Origin of the sequence: Shewanella sp. SR44-4, from assembly GCF_014163715.1 — a bacterium.
Lineage (GTDB): Bacteria > Pseudomonadota > Gammaproteobacteria > Enterobacterales > Shewanellaceae > Shewanella.
Genome location: NZ_JACJDU010000037.1, coordinates 17,465 through 35,341, shown reverse-complemented (window position 1 = coordinate 35,341; position 17,877 = coordinate 17,465). Strand labels below are relative to the sequence as shown.

The following is a 17,877-nucleotide window of genomic DNA, read 5'->3' as shown; positions in this document are numbered from 1 at the left end:
TCAACATCGACTAATAAATAATGATATTAGTGGCATTTACCAGAATCACAGCTTTTACTGCTGCCACAACTGCCAAATTTACCGCTCGCCATTGGTGCATCCATCCATTCTGGTTCAGGGAAAATTGGCCATTCAATTTTTTTGGCTCGATTACCATGCATTAAAATATGGCCGCGATATTGGTTAATACCATCGGTGCTAAACTCGAACATGAATGTTGCTTTCCAACAAATGCCAGTACTGCCACCAATACTTGGACGGGCTGATTCCATTGCAATAGCCAGTAGTTGTACGTTTTGCTTTTTACAGGCTTGCTCTGTAATCGTTCGGCTTAATTCTGCCATTTGTCGAAGTTGCCAAAAAAAAGCAGCAACGACAACTAAAGCAACAATTAATAAAAAATCAGTCATCATAGGCTGGTAGCTCTAAATAATCCGCCAATTGCGGTTGCTAATTGAACGCTTCTGTCTGGATGCCTTAAGTCGGCTAATAATCCAGAACGTAAGCTGGGTATTGCCACGATATCAGCAAATACTTGATTAAAGAAGTGCTGAGGCTGTTTTGCTAGCGCTTCTAAATAGTGTTTACGAGTGGCATCATCTTTTAACGCTAACCAGTTACGTGCTGCAATTGTTATTAGCGTGTTGTCGTCTAAATGTTGTTGTTCATTGAGTTGGTTAATGGCTGTCGTACTGTATTGAACATCAGATGCTAATGCCGCTAAATACATTACTTTTATATGATCTTCAGCTTGTTCTAATTGATTAAATAAGTGTTCGGCAAGGCGTTTATCAATATTAATGTGTTCTAAGCATTGGCAAAGGGCGGCTTGCACTTCAATAGGTGCATTATCAAGTGTATTTATAATGTCATCAAGATGATTGAATTGATGTGCGCGAACGCAAATATCGGCTAAACCTTGTAAACCCAGATGTGGCCATGTGTCTTGCGCCGCTTGGCCAGACAAATACTGCGTAGCAAATTCATATTGGCCCGATGCGGGTTGGCCAAGCTGAAGTCTGACCAATGCATTAAATAACGCCAGTTTGTGCTGATTAGGCTTAAAGCTGAAAGGATGATTGGCTAATTGTTCTTGCTGTACATCGGTTAATGCTTGGGTTGGATTACGACCTAGGGCTTCTAAAATCATCTTAATAAACTGAGTTCGAGGCGCAGGTGATAATAAACCTTGCTCATCTAGAGGTAACTTTACAAACCAAATATAAGGTAATTGTTCTTGTTGCCAAAATACGATAGCAAACTGCGCATGGCCTTGAATAGGATAAGGATACGGTGCCAGTAAAGAGTCAATTTGCTGAAAAGCTAACATATCGATATGTTGCACTCGGCGACCTAAATCGTATATTTGGAATTGTGTATTTGCGGTCGTCAGAAACTGGCTTAAGGTGGTTATCTCGGTCATGGGGTCGTCACTAAATCAAAGAAGTTGGATGGGTATTCAATGGGCTAAATGATATCATACTCCGACTTAGCCTTTATGTTGTCGTTCATTTTTATGCTTTATTTAGCCAGTCAAAATTATTTAGTTAAATTAGAACAATTGCTTAAGGGATTTCAGCTATGGTCTGATATCTCACCTCCTGCATCTGTTATGGCGAGTACTGCACCTTTTTGCTGTGATGTAATGGCATTCGAGCAATGGTTGCAGTTTATTTTTATTCCAAAGATGACCGAGCTTATTGCGCAACGACAACCTTTACCGACCAATATGGCATTAGCGCCTATGGCCGAGCATGTGTGGCAAGGTATGCACTATGGTGATGTTCTTATTGCTCAATTACAACAATTTGATACTTTGCTCAGTCAGCGTTAAGCGAATGACAAACACCACCACATTCCAACAAAAAAATTAAGCCAATACTGAGTTGGCCAATACAAAATAAGTAAAGTGATAACAAATGATCTTAAAAGATAACGATGCTGAATACTCATTAGATAACGATGACTTATGTGAACCAATAGGCTCAGAATACATGGATGAGACCTCTACTGCAGATACTGAATTAGACAGTGATTTACAACCTCCCCATATCGACATTCTATTTGAAGACGAGCACCTAGTTGCTATCCATAAGCCTGCTGGTTTGTTGGTTCATCGTAGTTATTTAGCCCGTAGAGAGCGTTTTTTTGCGATGCAGATGACTCGTGATTTAGTGGGCTGCCATGTTTTTCCGGTGCACCGCCTAGATAGACCAACATCCGGAGTATTGCTGTTTGCCAAGTCTAGTGAGGTGGCTCGGGCATTATGTGAGCAATTTGCTGATCACAGTATCAAAAAACACTACTTAGCCATAGTACGTGGCAATATGCATGAGTCTGGCACGCTAGATTATGCCCTAAAACAGGAATTTGATGATTTAGGCGATAAGCATGTTGATCCCAACAAAGCCGCACAAGAAGCCGTGACGGATTATCAACCATTATTGAATACCGAAATACCGTTTAGTTCTGGTCGTTATCCTTCCAGCCGATACGGTTTGGTAAGATTAAGCCCTCATACAGGCCGCAAGCATCAATTACGTCGTCATATGGCACATTTACGTCATCCAATTGTTGGTGATACAACCCATGGCGATGGTAAACAAAATAAGTTCTTTCGCGAACACTTCGGTATTAACCGCTTGTGGTTGATTGCAAAAAGCCTGCAGTTTGTGCATCCGGTAACCCAGCAATCAATGCATATTGAAACAGAGTTAGAAGCTGAATGGTTGAATGTTTTTAACGCATTTGGCTGGGATGATGATCAATTATCCTCAATGCCAAGTATATTGTTAAGTTAATTCATTCGGTCTGCAAGCAAGGCTTTAAGCTTTTCAAATTCGGGGATATGCGGTATAGGTTCGTGCTGCTTTTGTTCGATGTGGAAATAATAGTTACGACGAATGTGGGCGAATTTATGTTGTAGTTTTAGTCTTCGCTTTCTGCTCACTTGTCGCATCGTCTTGATTCCGTTATTGCGCTATTTCATTTGGGGCAACTGATGTTGACCATATCGATTTAAATTACTTTATAAAGACACTTGCGAGAGACTCAAACAATACAGTAAGGTAAGTCACTAAGACTCAAGGTCTTTTATATCGTATTACATTTAAGGGGAAAGTATACCATGAAAAAGGTCAATGTTGTTTTTGGTACCGTTTATGGTAGCGCACAATTTACAGCCGAAACAGTGACTAAAGCGATTGCAAAATTAGGGTTTACAACTAAGCTTTGGCAACCCAATGAATTGTCTGGTTTTATGCCACCTCAAGATGAACTACTCATAGTAGTGTCATCAACCACAGGGCAAGGTGATATACCCGAGGATATGTCTCCTTGGTTTAATGAACTTAAATCCAGTGCACCGTATTTACCATTATTGCAATACAGCCTAATTGGGTTAGGCGATTCGAGCTATGACACTTTTTGTGGGGCGATAAAACAATTTGATGAGTTGTTAACCGAGTTGGGTGCCAAACCGCTGACTGAACGATTAGAAATTGATGCCTGTGAAACAATGGAACCCGAAATAGAAGCTAAAACATGGATAGCCACTTGGCACAACGCCGTCATATCGGTAAACGTAGCGTAAGTTTTTTTACGCAACAATGGTTTAAATTCGCACAGCGCCTGAGTCAAGCACTGCTCATACCTATTGCTATTTTACCTGCTGCGGGGGTGATGTTAGGGTTGACGGTTAACCCGTTGCCATTTATCCCTGCAGAATTAAATACAGTATTTTCTGCTGTAGGCAATCTGGTTTTTACCATGATGCCTTTGCTGTTTAGTGTTGCTGTAGCGATTGGTTTTTGTCGAGATCAAGGCATTGCAGCATTTTCAGCTGTATTTGGTTTCGGGGTGTTTTTGTCCACGATGGGTGCCCTAACAAATATTTATGGTCTGGTATCGCGACCGCTATGGGGCATGCAAACGATTGACACTGGTATCGCTGGCGGAATGTTAGTCGGTGCGATGACATGTTTAGCTGTCAATCTTAGTCAACATGTTAAATTGCCTGCTATTTTTTCATTTTTCGAAGGTCGTCGCAGTGCGCCAATAATTACTATACCCCTGTCTATGGCACTGGCTTATTTACTTGTTCATGTTTGGCCACCCTTGTCGCATATTATTGAACTCCTTTCTGATTGGGCTGTATATCAAGACCCCGCTATTGCTTTTGGGGTTTACGGAACAGTTGAACGCTTATTAATTCCACTAGGGTTGCATCATATTTGGAATGCACCATTTTATCTTGAAGTAGGGCAGTACATTAATCAAGGTACAGTCGTTCGGGGTGAGGTGGCGCGTTATTTGGCCGGCGATCCATTGGCGGGAAATCTTGCTGGTGGCTATTTGATTAAAATGTGGGGCTTACCCGCGGCAGCATTAGCGATTTGGCGTTGTGCTGATAAATCCGAGCGTAACAGAGTTGCGGGGATTATGTTATCAGCGGCGACAGCTAGTTGGTTAACCGGGGTGACAGAGCCGATAGAATTTGCCTTTATGTTTGTTGCGCCAATTTTGTTTATTGTGCATGCATTACTCACGGGCATAGCTTACAGCGTGTGTATTTTACTAGAAGTTCATCACAGCATCGTGTTCTCTCATGGGCTGGTAGATTTCACCTTATTGTTTTCTCGCTCTGCTAATACTCATTGGATTTGGATATTGGGCCCGCTTACCGCAGTCATTTATTATGCCATTTTTAGGGCCAGTATTTTAGCGTTCAATTTAAAAACACCTGGCCGAATCGAGCAAAGTGATTTACCTGCAGAGCCTAAAGAGAGCTTGCGGGCTATGATTTCTGCATTGGGCGGACGCGAGAATATTGTTGAGATTAATGCCTGTTTAACCCGCTTACGTATAAGTGTTAATCAAGCCAATTTAATCGATAAAGCTAGACTAATGCGTTTAGGAGCTAAAGGCGTGGTTGTTATGGGCAAAGGTGTACAAGTTGTTTATGGCACTAAGGCTGAAACATTACGTAAATTGCTGCAAAAATATTTAGATTCTCGGCGTTAGTACGGACGGTTGTTTCATTAAGCCATAATAGTTGTTGCTTAACTTGTCATACATATTTGAGAGTTTTGTATCTAAAGCAAGAATATTTCTCTTTTATGAGAATTTATCATTAAAAACATCACCCAAAAATCTTTTTAAATGGCACACTGTAAAACAGTATTTTAAGAGGAGTTGTACGCGTGAGTCATCAAGATAAAACTATTTTTACCCCAGCTAATTTACAACGTAAAGTGCTAATAACCGATTGTGCTGATGCTCAGGGGTTGATAGCTAAAATCACCAACGTATGTTTTGCTCATCAATTAAACATTATTAAAAACACCGAATTTGTTGACCACACTCAAGGCCGCTTTTTTATGCGTGCGGAGCTTGAAGGGGTGTTTGATGATGAACGCCTACTGAATGAATTACGTGAAGTATTGCCAGCTAAAAATCACATGAAATTAGTGGATATGGGTAAAAAACGTATCGTGATCATGGTGACAAAAGAAGCCCATTGTTTAGGCGATATTTTGATGAAGTCTTATTATGGCGGTTTAGATGTTGAGATTGCCGCTGTGGTAGGCAATTATGATGTGTTGCAGCCATTAACTGAAAAGTTTGATATCCCATTTCATTATGTCAGTCATGAAGGCTTAAATCGTCAAGAACATGAACAAGCCATGCTTAAAGTGATAAAACCTTATGATCCGGACTTTGTTGTACTCGCTAAATATATGCGAGTATTAACACCTGAGTTTGTAACAGCATTTGCAGATAAAATTATTAATATTCATCATTCTTTTTTACCCGCATTCATTGGTGCATCACCTTATAAGCAAGCATGGGATCGTGGTGTTAAAATTATTGGTGCAACAGCACACTTTGTGAATAATCACTTGGATGAAGGACCTATTATTAAACAAGATGTCATTTCAGTTGATCACAGTTATAGCGCAGAAGAATTAGCCCATAATGGCCGTGATGTTGAAAAAAGCGTATTAAGTAAAGCCCTGCAATTGGTATTAAATGAACAAGTTGTGGTGTACGGTAATAAAACGGTCGTGTTTTAAAGTTTGTAGATATACATCATTTGACGTTAAATCAAATGGTGTTATCTTTAAAGATAAATAAAGATGAGTGGTTCCTGTAAGTTACTGTATCAACTTATCTATTAGAAATTTGCTATGCTGTATTCCATTGGAATTGATATTTTTAGTCTGTATAAGTAAGAAACGGGAAACTGGATGTTACAAAAAGCTAATTTTTTCTTAAAACCTTCAGAATTACCTAAAACAGTTGGGCTCTGTTGGGGCATTCTTAATGATAGGCTTGAATTAATTAAGCTAAGTGAACCGCTATACAAATTAGTCAATAAACCCATCTCGGCTATTCTAAAACAACCATTATCGAATGCTTTTTCAATGCTTACTCATGAGCAAATAGATCTTACCAATCATCTTTCTTCACAACTGATCAATTTTGTTGATGACAAAGGGCATGCATTACAAGCGACTGTCACCCCGATAGAAGAAAGCAGTGAGCATTGGTGTATTACCTTCATAGAAATCGAACTCGATAAAGCTTGGTTATCTGATTTACATCCTGATTATCATCAAGCGATCCAGTCTAGTGATGATTGGCTAAATCAAATCGAAGAAGTGATTAATGCCAGCGGTGATATGGTGTTTGCTACGTCATTAAAACAGGCACTTTCACTGACTCAATCTAATGTGGGTTATCTGCATATGTTTGATGAGAAAAACAATCAAATAGTGCGAACCACATGGAGTGAAAACGTCAGTGAATACTTTACGATTACAAAACAACAAACCTATAAAGCAGATTCTGGTATTTGGGCTGAAACCATCCAAACCCGTAAATCGATGGTGCATAATGAATTAGCCAGTATTTCTGAGAATCGCTCGCAACAACAAGGTTTTTTTGCCTTTAGTAATCATCTTTGTGTGCCGATTCATTATCGCAAAAAACTCGTTGGCATTATCGGCGTTGGCAATCGAGATAAACCTTATACCCAAGTAGATGCCAAATCGTTAAGTATTTTTGCGACTATTTTGTGGCACAGCGTCGAATTACCTCGCACCATGAAAGCGGTATCGAGGCAATCTAGCATTATTAAAATGCAAAAAGAAAAGATGACCCTTATTTTGGTGCAGTTGATTGGTGCCATTTCAGAAGCGCTAGAGTTAAAAGATGCTTATACCGCGGGGCATCAAAAGTCGGTAGCGCAGTTAAGTTATCTTATTGGCGAGAAAATGGGCTTAACACCTGAAGTATTGGAAGGATTAAAACTGGGATCATTGATCCACGATATCGGTAAGTTGGCCATTCCAAGCCAGATTCTATCTAAACCCTCACGGTTAAGTGATGCTGAGTTTGGCTTGGTTAAACAACACCCTGAGCAAGGCGCTTTAATTGTTGATGAAGTGGAGTTTCCTTGGCCTATTAAGCAAATGATCCTTCAACATCATGAACGCTTAGACGGTTCAGGTTATCCCAAAGGGTTGAAAGCGGATGACATTATACTTGAAGCCAAGATCATTGCTGTAGCCGACGTTGCTGATTCGATTCTTAGCCATCGACCTTATCGGCCATCGCTCGGAATGGAGGTGTTAACCCAAGAGTTATTAAAAGGCAGAGGCATAATATTCGATGAGGTCGTTGTTGATACCTGTATTGATATTTTGGCTGTCGAAGACTTTAAACAAGAAGAATATGTTAGCACTTTGTCATTAGCCCCAGTTGTTTTTTTAGAGGAGTATCATACTCTTGAACATGCTGAGTTTATGATGAAAAAAGCTAAAATGGATGTGGCCGTGGTACTGTCAGAAAAAAATCGTAGCCCAATCGGCGTGGTTGATAATAACGTTTTAGCATTTTGGCACAGCCCATTTTTAAATACAGCAGCAGAACGTGCGGCGGATAGAAGCTTGCTGAATAAACGTGTACATCAAGTGATGGAACATAAAATAAATATGATTAACGATCGTACCATTTTGAACGATGCTCAACGGACGATGGAAAAAAGTAATGTTAATTATTTGATTGTTCAAAATGACAAGCAGTTGGTGATTGGAATGTTAACCTGGCGAATATTAGCCAATGCATTATTGGTGAATGCACAAGCCAGATCTAATTAGTTATACTATTGATTTGATGAGTTAATGTTATTTTTTGAAACTTATATTTTTTATTTAATGGATGATTTAACAGTAACAAAAAAGGCTCCTAGGAGCCTTTTGTAGATTATCGTTGGATAATAAAATTAATCAACGATACGTAATAGTTCATTGATACCCACTTTACCGCGGGTTTTAGCATCAACTTTTTTGACAATAATCGCTGCATACAAGCTGTATGTGCCACAAGCCGATGGTAGGTTACCTGATACGACAACCGATCCAGCAGGTACACGACCGTAATGTACTTCACCGGTTTCACGATCAAAAATTCGCGTGCTTTGGCCAATGTAAACGCCCATTGAAATGACGCTGCCTTCTTCAACCACAACACCTTCAACGATTTCGCTGCGAGCACCAATAAAACAGTTATCTTCAATAATGGTTGGACCTGCTTGTAATGGCTCTAAAACACCGCCAATACCAACACCGCCAGATAAGTGTACGTTTTTACCAATCTGCGCACACGAACCAACAGTAGCCCATGTATCAACCATAGTACCTTCATCAACATAGGCACCAAGGTTAACGTAAGATGGCATCAATACGGTATTTTTACCGATAAATGAGCCTTTGCGAACCGTTGCGGGTGGCACAACACGAATACCTTCTGCTTTAAAACGAGCTTCGTCATAATCGGCAAATTTTTGTGGGACTTTGTCGAAATACTTGGTGTCGCCACCTTCAATCACGCCGTTATCAAAAATGCGAAAAGACAGTAGTACCGCCTTTTTAAGCCATTGGTGAACATGCCATTCACCGTCAATTTTTTCAGCAACGCGCACTTGGCCTTTATCGAGCATATTGATCACGGTTTCAACATCAGCGCGAACACTCGGTTCTACGGTTGCAGGTGAGATGTCTTGACGTGTTTCGAATGCTGCTTCAATGCGTTGGCGTAAAGCCTCCATTGTTTTCTCCCGGTATTAAATGATTAGGTGCACAAATTTATGGTTTAAATTAGTTAGATGATTTTAGCGCCAGTGTTAGCGCATCAGCTAATTGTTGCTGTTGTGGCTCATCTAGGGCCGTTCCACTTTGGTTTTTTAATATGAAAAAGTCTTCTGCACGTTCACCAATAGTGGTAATTTTAGCTGCTAATAATGTCACATTACAACGGTAGAAGGTATCACCGACTTTGGCTAATAAGCCTGGGGTGTCGAGAGTGATTAATTCCATCATACTTGTACCATGGCGAGCACTGGGTAAGAAACTCACATGAGTCGCAACATTAAAAGGTTTCATGATCCGGGCTAGTTTTCTAAACTTCGGCAGTTTTGGATTTTCACTTGCCAAGGCTTTTTCAAGTGCTTTGCGGATACTTTGAATGCGTGATAATTGGATAATAGGCTCGCCATCTTGTTCTAAAATCACAAAGGTGTCGAGTGCATAGTTATCTTTTGATGTCATGATGTTAGCGTCATGCACATTGATATTTTTGTTATCTAAAACGGTCATAACGGTGGCGAACAGTTTTGGTTTATCTTTGCTATAGACAAACAGCTCCGTACCACCACGTGTTGTATGCTTAGACATTAATACTAATGGTTCGTCGTGATGATGTTTTAGAATGGCCTCAGCATGCCAGGCCACTTGGGTTGGCTGATGACGTAAAAAATAGTCAGATTTGAACCGAGACCAGAGTTCATCCATGTCTTTTTCTTTCAGGCCACGACGAATAAGTTCTTTTTTAGCTTTGGCTTGGACCTCTTTAACACGCGCTTTAGCATCAATAGGTTTTTCTTTACCCCGAGCTAATACTCGTTGAGTTGAAAAATACAAATCACGTAATAACGAGCCTTTCCAGTTATTCCATGTTTTCTCATTGGTGGCACAAATATCTGCGACAGTGAGGCAATACAAATAACTTAAGTGTGCAGCATCGCGTACTTTTTCAGCAAATAGTGCAATCACTTCCGGGTCTGAAATATCTCTGCGCTGAGCGGTGATTGACATCACTAAGTGATTTTCAACTAACCAAGCCACTAAGCGACCGTCATGATCATTCATGCCATGCAATTTACAAAAGTCGATAGCGTCTTTTGAACCTAATTTGCTGTGATCGCCGCCACGGCCTTTAGCGATATCATGAAAAATAGCCCCGAGAACTAACAAACCTTTTTTCGGTAACTGATTAATTAAGATGGCACCGAGTGGAAATTCATCTTTTTGTTCAGCCTGTGAAAAACGATCAATATTGAGCAGTAATCTATGGGTGTGTTCGTCAACGGTATAAGCATGAAATAAATCAAACTGCATTTGGCCTTCAATCTTGCGCCAAGCCGGTAAGTAAGACGACAAAATACCGTGCTGGTGCATTAATGAAAATGCGGTAATACCTCGTGGATGTTTTAAGATCTCCATAAACACTTTACGACATGCGGGGTTTTCTTGTAAGGGTGATGTTAATGCTCTACGAGCATTGCGCAGTAATCGTAACGTTGGCGCGTAAATTTCTTGAATGTTTGAGTTTTTAGCCACCAGTAGAAATAAGCGTAATATTTCTTCGTTTTGGCGGCTAAATAAATCGTCATCTAATACTTCAATGTAACGTCCACGCCGTTGATAAACATCGCTTATCGGCTGAATTTCCAGTGCTTGAGTGTGACCTAATGTCGCGCGCTTAAACAATTGCAACAGCATTTGATTAAGCTCCATCACTCGGCGTACCGTGCGATAATAGCGCTTCATCATTTGTTCGACGGCTAATTGGGTAGCATCCTCGTAACCTAATAAACTGGCAACTTGTCTCTGTAAATCAAACAACAAGCGGTTTTCGTTGCGATTAGCGGTGGTGTGAAGTGCAAAACGGATTTCCCACAGAAAATTTTGGCATTCAATTAATTCTGCTAATTCGGCAGGCGCTAGAAAATCGTGCTCGACTAAATCTTCTAATTTAGCGGCATCAAAGTGGCGCATTGCAACCCAAGCGATGGTTTGAATATCACGCAATCCGCCGGGACAGGTTTTGATATTAGGTTCTAAATCAAAGGCACTGGCTTTACTATGACGAGTCGTTTGTTCATCTTTCTTGGCATTATAAAAGTCATAAGAGGGCCAAAAATCTTGTTGACGAATAGCATCGTATAACACGTCAAATAGATATTCATTACCAGTGAGCAATCTGGCTTCAATGAGATTTGTGGCAATGGTGATGTCTGATTTACCTTGTTCAATGGTTTGCGCAATTGTGCGTACACTGTGGCCTATTTCAAGCCCAGTATCCCAAAGGTAGGTAATGAATTGCCCTAACTGAATTTCAGTTTCGGGCGATAATTGTTCATCGTTAACCAAAAAAAGTAAGTCAATGTCTGAATAGGGATGCAGTTCACCACGACCGTAGCCGCCAACGGCAACTAGGGCAAGCTGGCTATTATGTAAGCCAAAATCCCGCCAAGTTTGTGTTAGTAAAGCATCAACAAATTGACTACGGTGTTTAACAATATCAGCAATAGGGTGTTTTGCAGTGTACTGCTCAACTAAGCGCTGGTTTAAGTCAATTAATGCGTTTTTGGTTGCCAGCGCAGTATTCATTGATGTCCTTACTAATTTGAGTCTTTAGTGGTTAATGATACGGGGAAAGTCTTCTTCTTCACGCAAAGTTAACACTTCTACACCGGTTTGGGTCACTAAAAGTGTATGTTCCCATTGTGCTGAGTTTTTACTATCAGAAGTTGTCACTGTCCAATTATCACTTTTATCCAACACAGTAGTATGACGACCTGCATTGATCATTGGTTCAATCGTAAAGCACATACCGGGTCTTAACACGGTTTTATCATTATTTTTATAATGAACAACTTGTGGTTCTTCGTGGAAGCCAGTGCCAATACCATGACCACAATAATCTTGTACGATGGAGTACTTATCAAGCCCTGTTTTACTTGTTTTGATGAATTTTTCGATGGTTGTGCCAATTTCGCCTAATTTTAAACCAGGACGCACTTTACGAATGGCTAAATACAAGCTTTCTTGGGCAATGCGGCTTAAACGTTTGTCTTTTGCTGATACTTCGCCAATTAAAAACATTTTCGAGGTATCACCATGATAACCGTCTTTGATGACAGTAATATCAAGGTTAATCATATCGCCTTCTTTTAACACGTACTCTGAAGGAATACCGTGGCACACGACTTCATTTACCGACGTACAAATAGACTTCGGAAATCCGTGATAATTTAACGGGGCTGAAATAGCACCTTGCTCTTCGGTGTATTTAGCACAGATTTCATCTAATTCATTTGTGGTCACTCCAGCCTTAATGTGTGGAGCTACCATTTCTAATACTTGCGCCGCTAATTTACCCGCTGCACGCATTTTTTCTATCTCGTCTGCATTTTTGATCACAATACTCATGAAAAACTCTCTATCTTTTTGACGGTCAAAATAGGCTTGTTTTATCCAAGGATTTTACGGCAAAAATTTGTATTTACATGCCGTTTATGGTATAAAGCGCGCCGTTATGTGTAAGATCGTTGTTGTACGGTTCGAGTTAATACAATGTCAATCGCTGCTTTTTTTAGCAAGGTATACATTGTGTTCGGCAAATCGTAAAATATGGTGGTCATTATACATGGCAATTAACTTAAATACTAAATCACACACGTATCGACACATTTTTCGGGGTGCTTTCTCATTCTTAACGGAAGTTAGAAAGTCGAAACATGGGATGCGTGGAGGTCTAACCCCTTACATTAAGGTAAATATAATGACTACTGTTTCAATGCGCGACATGCTACAAGCTGGTGTTCACTTCGGTCACCAAACTCGTTACTGGAACCCTAAGATGAAGCCTTTCATCTTCGGCGCTCGTAATGGTGTACACATCATCAACCTTGAGCATACAGTACCAATGTTCAACGAAGCTTTAGCTTTCATTAGCAACATCGCTTCTAAGAAAGGTAAAGTATTATTCGTAGGTACTAAGCGCGCTGCTGGCGAAGCTATCAAAGCATCTGCACTTTCTTGTGATCAGTATTATGTTGATCATCGTTGGTTAGGCGGCATGTTAACTAACTGGAAAACTGTTCGTCAGTCAATCAAGCGTCTTAAAGAGCTAGAAAGCCAGTCTGTAGACGGTACTTTCGACAAGTTAACTAAGAAAGAAGCGTTAATGCGTTCACGCGAATTAGACAAGTTAGAAAAGTCTTTAGGCGGAATCAAGAACATGGGCGGTTTACCTGACGTATTATTCGTTATCGGTGCTGACCATGAGCATATCGCTATTAAAGAAGCAAACAACCTAGGTATTCCAGTTGTTGCAGTTGTTGATACCAACTCTGCACCAGACGGTGTTAACTACATCGTTCCTGGTAACGACGACGCGATGCGTGCTATCCGTTTGTACACTTCTTCTGTTGCTGCAGCTGCTAACGCTGGCCGTGGTCAAGATTTAGCTGTTCAAGCTGAGCAAGACGGTTTCGTAGAAGCTGTTTAATAAGGCGTGATGATTATCATCCCCCTTATTTGCCAATAAGATAATTGGTGAACAGGGGCCTTTTGGCCCCTGTTTTATAAATGCAATATTAGACGAATTAAATTAGAGGATTTAACAATGGCAATTACTGCTGCCCAAGTTAAAGAACTTCGTGACCGCACTGGCGCTGGCATGATGGACTGTAAGAATGCACTGACTGAAACTGACGGTGACATCGAACTAGCGATTGATAACATGCGTAAAAGCGGCGCCGCGAAGGCTGCTAAAAAAGCAGGTAACATCGCTGCTGACGGTACAATTCTAATCAAGAATGGCGAAGGTTTCGCTGCACTTTTAGAAGTTAACTGTCAAACTGATTTCGTTGCAAAAGACTCAAACTTCCTAGCATTTGCTAACGCAGTGCTTGATGTTGCTGCTGCATCTAAAGTGTCTATCGAAGACTTAAAAGCACAGTTTGAAGAAACTCGTGTTGCGCTTGTAACTAAAATCGGTGAAAACATCAACGTTCGTCGCGTTGAGTATATCGATGGTGCAAACCTTGCGTCTTACCGTCACGGTGATCGTATTGGTGTTGTGGTTGCGGGTGAAGCTGATGAAGAAACACTAAAGCATATCGCAATGCACGTAGCTGCTTCTAAGCCAGATTTCGTAAACCCTGAAGATGTGCCTGCTGAACTTGTAGAAAGAGAGCAAACGCTTCAAATCGAAATCGCGATGAATGAAGGCAAGCCTGCTGAAATCGCTGAGAAGATGGTTGTTGGTCGTATGAAGAAGTTCACTGGTGAGATCTCTCTTACTGGTCAAGCTTTCATCATGGAACCAAAGAAAACTGTTGGCGAAGTGCTTAAATCGAAAGGCGCTACAGTAACCAGCTTTATTCGTTTAGAAGTTGGTGAAGGTATCGAGAAGAAAGCAGAAGATTTCGCTGCTGAAGTAGCTGCGCAAATCGCTGCTACTAAAAAAGCGTAATCGCTTTAATCTAAATACCCTAAGACCGCAGCAACCGCTGCGGTTTTGTTATGATCAGGATGAAAATTATGAGCACCAATCCAAAACCAGCGTTTAGACGTATTCTGCTTAAATTAAGCGGTGAAGCATTAATGGGTGAAGAAGGCTTCGGCATTGACCCTAAAGTACTTGATCGTATGGCACAAGAAGTGAAAGAGCTTGTTGAACTTGGTATTCAAGTTGGCGTGGTTATTGGTGGTGGTAATCTATTTCGTGGTGAAGGCTTAGCAAAAGCTGGTATGAACCGCGTGGTGGGCGATCACATGGGTATGTTAGCAACCGTAATGAATGGCTTAGCCATGCGTGATGCCTTGCACCGTGCATATGTTAATGCCCGCCTTATGTCTGCTATCCCACTTAAAGGTGTGTGCGATGATTACACTTGGACAGAAGCAATTAGCCTATTAAAGTCTGGTCGTGTGGTTATTTTTGCTGCGGGTACGGGCAATCCTTTTTGTACAACAGACTCAGCAGCATGTTTACGTGGTATTGAGATTGAAGCTGAAGTGGTACTAAAAGGCACTAAAGTAGATGGTGTATACTCAGCAGACCCAATGAAAAACCCTGAAGCGGTTAAATATGACACGCTTAGTTTTGCCGAAGTCCTTGAATCAGAATTAAAAGTAATGGATCTCGCTGCATTTACTATGGCACGTGATCATAATATGCCGATTCTTGTATTCAATATGAACAAGCCAGGTGCACTTCGCCGCGTTATTATGGGTGAGAAAGAAGGTACGATTATTAGCAGTAAACAACCTGCTTAATCACAGACACAGAAAATATTTATATTATATAATTTAACTGTTTGAGCGGTTTTATTGCATGTGTCATTCTTAGGCTAATGCTCAAACACACATGAATTTGTGACAAAAAGGAAATTATTGTGATTGATACTATTATGTTAGATGCGCAAGAGCGCATGGGTAAATGCGTAGATGCAACTAAAAACCAAATGGCGAAAGTTCGTACTGGTCGTGCACACCCAAGTTTATTAGATTCTATTCAAGTGTCTTGCTACGGTTCTATGTCACCGCTTAATCAAGTGGCTAATGTCGGAGTTGAAGACTCTCGTACACTAACAGTGAACGTATTTGATAGATCGATAGTTCAAGCGGTAGAAAAGGCGATTATGAGTTCAGATTTAGGCTTAAACCCTATGTCTGCAGGTGCAACTTTGCGTATTCCGTTGCCTTCGTTAACTGAAGAACGTCGTAAAGACTTTATCAAAGTGGTACGTAACGAAGCGGAAAATGGTCGTATTGCCATTCGTAACGTTCGTCGCGACGCAATCAGTGAAGTCAAGAAGCTTGAAAAAGCAAAAGCATGTACTGAAGATGATGTTCGCCGCAGTGAAGATGAAGTGCAGAAGCACACTGATTCATCAATCAAAAACATTGATCAAATACTAGCAGCGAAAGAAAAAGAGTTGATGGAAGTATAATCTGTCAATTTAGACGCTAGAGTTAACACGCCGTGTAAGGGTATACTACACGGCGTTTGTTTTTATAAAGGATTGTCGTAGATGTCGTCTACAGTTGAGTTTGAATCAGACCCTAAAGCCGATTCGGAGCAAATGACTTCGCAATTGTTGCCGGGACAATTATCTGATGTAGTAAAACAATCTCTGCCCAAACATGTTGCGATTATTATGGATGGTAATGGCCGTTGGGCACAACTGCAGGGTAAAGCCCGGGTTTTCGGTCATAAAGCCGGTGTTAAAGCTGTGCGCCGTGCGGTAAGTACTGCAAGTCAACTTGGTATTGAATCATTAACCCTATTTGCATTTTCGAGCGAAAATTGGCGCCGACCAGATAAAGAAGTCAGTTTGTTGATGGAATTGTTTTTTACGGTGTTACAACGTGAATTGAAACTGCTCGATAAAAACCAAGTTAAGCTCAATATTATTGGTGATACCAGCAGGTTTTCTAATCGTTTGCAGAAACAAATTGCCGGTGCTCAAGAGAAAACAGCAAGCAATACTGGTTTGATATTAAATGTGGCGGCGAACTATGGCGGACGTTGGGATATCTTACAGGCTGCACAAAAATTAGCCGAAAAAGTAGAAAGTGGCGAAATCACCAGCAGTCAGATGACCGAAGAAGCATTAAATGAACATTTGTGCATGCAAAACCAGAGCGAAGTTGATTTAATGATCCGTACTGGCGGTGACTACCGCATTAGTAATTTTGTTTTATGGCAGGCCGCTTATGCCGAGTTGGTGTTTACTGACACCCTATGGCCTGACTTTGATGAGCTAGCATTCCGTGATGCTATTGCCATTTTTGCCAGTCGGCAGCGCCGTTTTGGTTTGACGGGTAGTCAAATTGAAGAGATACGCGCAATATAAATATTAAGAGGATTAGTTTTTGCTAAAACAACGAATAATAACAGCATTGTGGTTAATCCCAATTGTACTCGGGGCAATATTTTTACTTCCAGCAAACTGGTTTGCTTGGGTGTTAGTGCCAGTGTTTTTAATTGCAGCAAAAGAGTGGGGCAGTTTCATTGACCCAAGCTGTAATGTCACCCAGTGGTCTTTTACTGCTACCCTGGGTCTGTTAATGATAGCGCTTAACTTATCAGTACCCTTAGATGTGTTGTGGTTTAAAGGCCAATTACACCCTATTTATTTGGCCATCATCACTATTGGTGTATTTTGGTGGATAGTCAGTAGCGCATTGGTGTTCAGTTTTCCTAAAAGCGCCAAAATATGGAAAGACAGCCCTATGCTGAAATCCATGTTTGGTCAGTTAACACTCATCCCGTGTTTTGCTTCTTTAATCGCTCTCAAATCGTTAAGCAGTAACGTTCATCCTTATTATGGTGGTGCATTAGTGTTTATCGTTATGTTAGTGGTTTGGGCGACTGACACCGGTGCTTATTTTGCTGGACGTAAGTTAGGTAAGCATAAATTGATGCCGAGTGTGAGTCCTGCTAAAACGCTGGAGGGTTTAGCTGGCGGTTTAATTACTACTATGGTCGTGGTTGCGGGCATTATGTATGTTGCGCCAGAACAAGAGTTAGGCTTACTCATTGTGGTGACACTCGTTACTGCTCTGGCTTCTGCTTTTGGTGACTTGTCTGAAAGTATGTTCAAACGTGCTGCAAATATTAAAGACTCTGGCACCATTTTACCTGGTCATGGTGGTATTTTAGACCGTATCGACAGTCTAACGGCTGCATTGCCAGTGTTTACCTTTATCTACATAGCCATGTGGATGTGATGCC

General features: G+C 40.9%; 17 protein-coding genes. 12 read left to right on the top strand and 5 right to left on the bottom strand.

Annotated features, from left to right (window positions below):
• Positions 1-26: 26 nt before the first annotated feature.
• Entirely contained in the window at positions 27-413 is a 387-nt protein-coding gene (locus tag H5125_RS15845) for a DUF3301 domain-containing protein (RefSeq protein WP_101086621.1), read from the bottom strand.
• Positions 410-1,423: a DUF3549 family protein gene (locus H5125_RS15840; protein ID WP_182744729.1), complete on the bottom strand. Its 1,014-nt coding sequence runs from the start codon at positions 1,421-1,423 to the stop codon at positions 410-412. Before H5125_RS15840 ends, H5125_RS15845 begins: the two co-directional genes overlap by 4 nt.
• Before the next feature lie 48 nt (positions 1,424-1,471).
• Here H5125_RS15840 and H5125_RS15835 point away from each other — a divergent pair, with 48 nt between their 5' ends.
• From H5125_RS15835 to H5125_RS15810, 6 genes are all read left to right on the top strand, one after another.
• Positions 1,472-1,834 carry a YqcC family protein gene (locus H5125_RS15835; protein ID WP_243756161.1) on the top strand — a complete coding sequence of 121 codons (363 nt, stop codon included), beginning with the start codon at positions 1,472-1,474 and terminating at the stop codon, positions 1,832-1,834.
• A gap of 160 nt (positions 1,835-1,994) precedes the next feature.
• A complete protein-coding gene (gene truC, locus H5125_RS15830; protein WP_182744735.1) occupies positions 1,995-2,801 on the top strand; it encodes a tRNA pseudouridine(65) synthase TruC in 807 nt (268 codons plus the stop codon).
• Positions 2,802-3,127: 326 nt separating this feature from the next.
• Complete coding sequence (locus H5125_RS15825) at positions 3,128-3,592, top strand: flavodoxin (RefSeq protein WP_182744728.1); 465 nt, start codon at positions 3,128-3,130, stop codon at positions 3,590-3,592.
• On the top strand, positions 3,544-5,022 hold the full coding sequence (locus H5125_RS15820) for a PTS transporter subunit EIIC (protein ID WP_101086626.1): 1,479 nt from the start codon (positions 3,544-3,546) through the stop codon (positions 5,020-5,022). The genes H5125_RS15825 and H5125_RS15820 overlap by 49 nt, the downstream gene beginning before the upstream one ends.
• Positions 5,023-5,201: 179 nt before the next feature.
• The gene (purU, locus tag H5125_RS15815) at positions 5,202-6,074 is read left to right on the top strand and encodes a formyltetrahydrofolate deformylase (protein WP_174839644.1); all 873 of its coding nucleotides are present in this window, start codon (positions 5,202-5,204) and stop codon (positions 6,072-6,074) included.
• A gap of 174 nt (positions 6,075-6,248) precedes the next feature.
• A complete protein-coding gene (locus H5125_RS15810; RefSeq protein WP_182744727.1) occupies positions 6,249-8,162 on the top strand; it encodes an HD domain-containing phosphohydrolase in 1,914 nt (637 codons plus the stop codon).
• Positions 8,163-8,287: 125 nt separating this feature from the next.
• Here the strand turns inward: H5125_RS15810 and dapD are convergent, their stop codons facing one another.
• Genes dapD through map form a run of 3 tightly spaced genes read right to left on the bottom strand, consistent with a single transcriptional unit; the run spans position 8,288 to position 12,557 of the window.
• Positions 8,288-9,112: a 2,3,4,5-tetrahydropyridine-2,6-dicarboxylate N-succinyltransferase gene (gene dapD, locus H5125_RS15805; RefSeq protein WP_101086629.1), complete on the bottom strand. Its 825-nt coding sequence runs from the start codon at positions 9,110-9,112 to the stop codon at positions 8,288-8,290.
• 49 nt (positions 9,113-9,161) lie between these two features.
• Positions 9,162-11,735, bottom strand: coding sequence for a bifunctional uridylyltransferase/uridylyl-removing protein GlnD (gene glnD, locus H5125_RS15800; protein ID WP_182744726.1), 2,574 nt, complete (start codon positions 11,733-11,735; stop codon positions 9,162-9,164).
• A gap of 24 nt (positions 11,736-11,759) precedes the next feature.
• Positions 11,760-12,557: a type I methionyl aminopeptidase gene (map, locus tag H5125_RS15795; RefSeq protein WP_101086631.1), complete on the bottom strand. Its 798-nt coding sequence runs from the start codon at positions 12,555-12,557 to the stop codon at positions 11,760-11,762.
• Between the two features lie 352 nt (positions 12,558-12,909).
• Between map and rpsB the strand changes: the two genes are divergently transcribed.
• The 6 genes from rpsB to H5125_RS15765 all read left to right on the top strand — a co-directional run bounded on the left by rpsB (position 12,910) and on the right by H5125_RS15765 (position 17,873).
• Complete coding sequence (gene rpsB / locus H5125_RS15790; protein ID WP_011636744.1) at positions 12,910-13,638, top strand: 30S ribosomal protein S2; 729 nt, start codon at positions 12,910-12,912, stop codon at positions 13,636-13,638.
• A 117-nt stretch (positions 13,639-13,755) separates the two neighbouring features.
• Positions 13,756-14,607, top strand: a complete 852-nt coding sequence (tsf, locus tag H5125_RS15785) for a translation elongation factor Ts (RefSeq protein ID WP_162023508.1) — start codon at positions 13,756-13,758, stop codon at positions 14,605-14,607.
• 68 nt (positions 14,608-14,675) lie between these two features.
• The gene (pyrH, locus tag H5125_RS15780; protein WP_011636746.1) at positions 14,676-15,413 is read left to right on the top strand and encodes a UMP kinase; all 738 of its coding nucleotides are present in this window, start codon (positions 14,676-14,678) and stop codon (positions 15,411-15,413) included.
• A gap of 134 nt (positions 15,414-15,547) precedes the next feature.
• Positions 15,548-16,090: a ribosome recycling factor gene (frr, locus tag H5125_RS15775; protein WP_101087203.1), complete on the top strand. Its 543-nt coding sequence runs from the start codon at positions 15,548-15,550 to the stop codon at positions 16,088-16,090.
• Between the two features lie 81 nt (positions 16,091-16,171).
• A complete protein-coding gene (gene uppS, locus H5125_RS15770; protein ID WP_011636748.1) occupies positions 16,172-16,996 on the top strand; it encodes a polyprenyl diphosphate synthase in 825 nt (274 codons plus the stop codon).
• Positions 16,997-17,015: 19 nt separating this feature from the next.
• Positions 17,016-17,873, top strand: a complete 858-nt coding sequence (locus tag H5125_RS15765) for a phosphatidate cytidylyltransferase (protein ID WP_101086633.1) — start codon at positions 17,016-17,018, stop codon at positions 17,871-17,873.
• The last annotated feature ends 4 nt before the right edge of the window (positions 17,874-17,877 follow it).

Excerpts from the sequence above, each read along its gene's own strand:
- H5125_RS15845 (WP_101086621.1), bottom strand. The coding sequence starts at position 413 with ATGATGACTGATTTTTTATTAATTGTTGCTTTAGTTGTCGTTGCTGCT.
- H5125_RS15840 (WP_182744729.1), bottom strand. The coding sequence starts at position 1,423 with ATGACCGAGATAACCACCTTAAGCCAGTTTCTGACGACCGCAAATACA.
- H5125_RS15835 (WP_243756161.1), top strand. The coding sequence starts at position 1,472 with ATGATATCATACTCCGACTTAGCCTTTATGTTGTCGTTCATTTTTATG.
- truC (WP_182744735.1), top strand. The coding sequence starts at position 1,995 with ATGGATGAGACCTCTACTGCAGATACTGAATTAGACAGTGATTTACAA.
- H5125_RS15825 (WP_182744728.1), top strand. The coding sequence starts at position 3,128 with ATGAAAAAGGTCAATGTTGTTTTTGGTACCGTTTATGGTAGCGCACAA.
- H5125_RS15820 (WP_101086626.1), top strand. The coding sequence starts at position 3,544 with ATGGATAGCCACTTGGCACAACGCCGTCATATCGGTAAACGTAGCGTA.
- H5125_RS15810 (WP_182744727.1), top strand. The coding sequence starts at position 6,249 with ATGTTACAAAAAGCTAATTTTTTCTTAAAACCTTCAGAATTACCTAAA.
- dapD (WP_101086629.1), bottom strand. The coding sequence starts at position 9,112 with ATGGAGGCTTTACGCCAACGCATTGAAGCAGCATTCGAAACACGTCAA.
- glnD (WP_182744726.1), bottom strand. The coding sequence starts at position 11,735 with ATGAATACTGCGCTGGCAACCAAAAACGCATTAATTGACTTAAACCAG.
- map (WP_101086631.1), bottom strand. The coding sequence starts at position 12,557 with ATGAGTATTGTGATCAAAAATGCAGACGAGATAGAAAAAATGCGTGCA.
- rpsB (WP_011636744.1), top strand. The coding sequence starts at position 12,910 with ATGACTACTGTTTCAATGCGCGACATGCTACAAGCTGGTGTTCACTTC.
- tsf (WP_162023508.1), top strand. The coding sequence starts at position 13,756 with ATGGCAATTACTGCTGCCCAAGTTAAAGAACTTCGTGACCGCACTGGC.
- pyrH (WP_011636746.1), top strand. The coding sequence starts at position 14,676 with ATGAGCACCAATCCAAAACCAGCGTTTAGACGTATTCTGCTTAAATTA.
- frr (WP_101087203.1), top strand. The coding sequence starts at position 15,548 with ATGTTAGATGCGCAAGAGCGCATGGGTAAATGCGTAGATGCAACTAAA.
- uppS (WP_011636748.1), top strand. The coding sequence starts at position 16,172 with ATGTCGTCTACAGTTGAGTTTGAATCAGACCCTAAAGCCGATTCGGAG.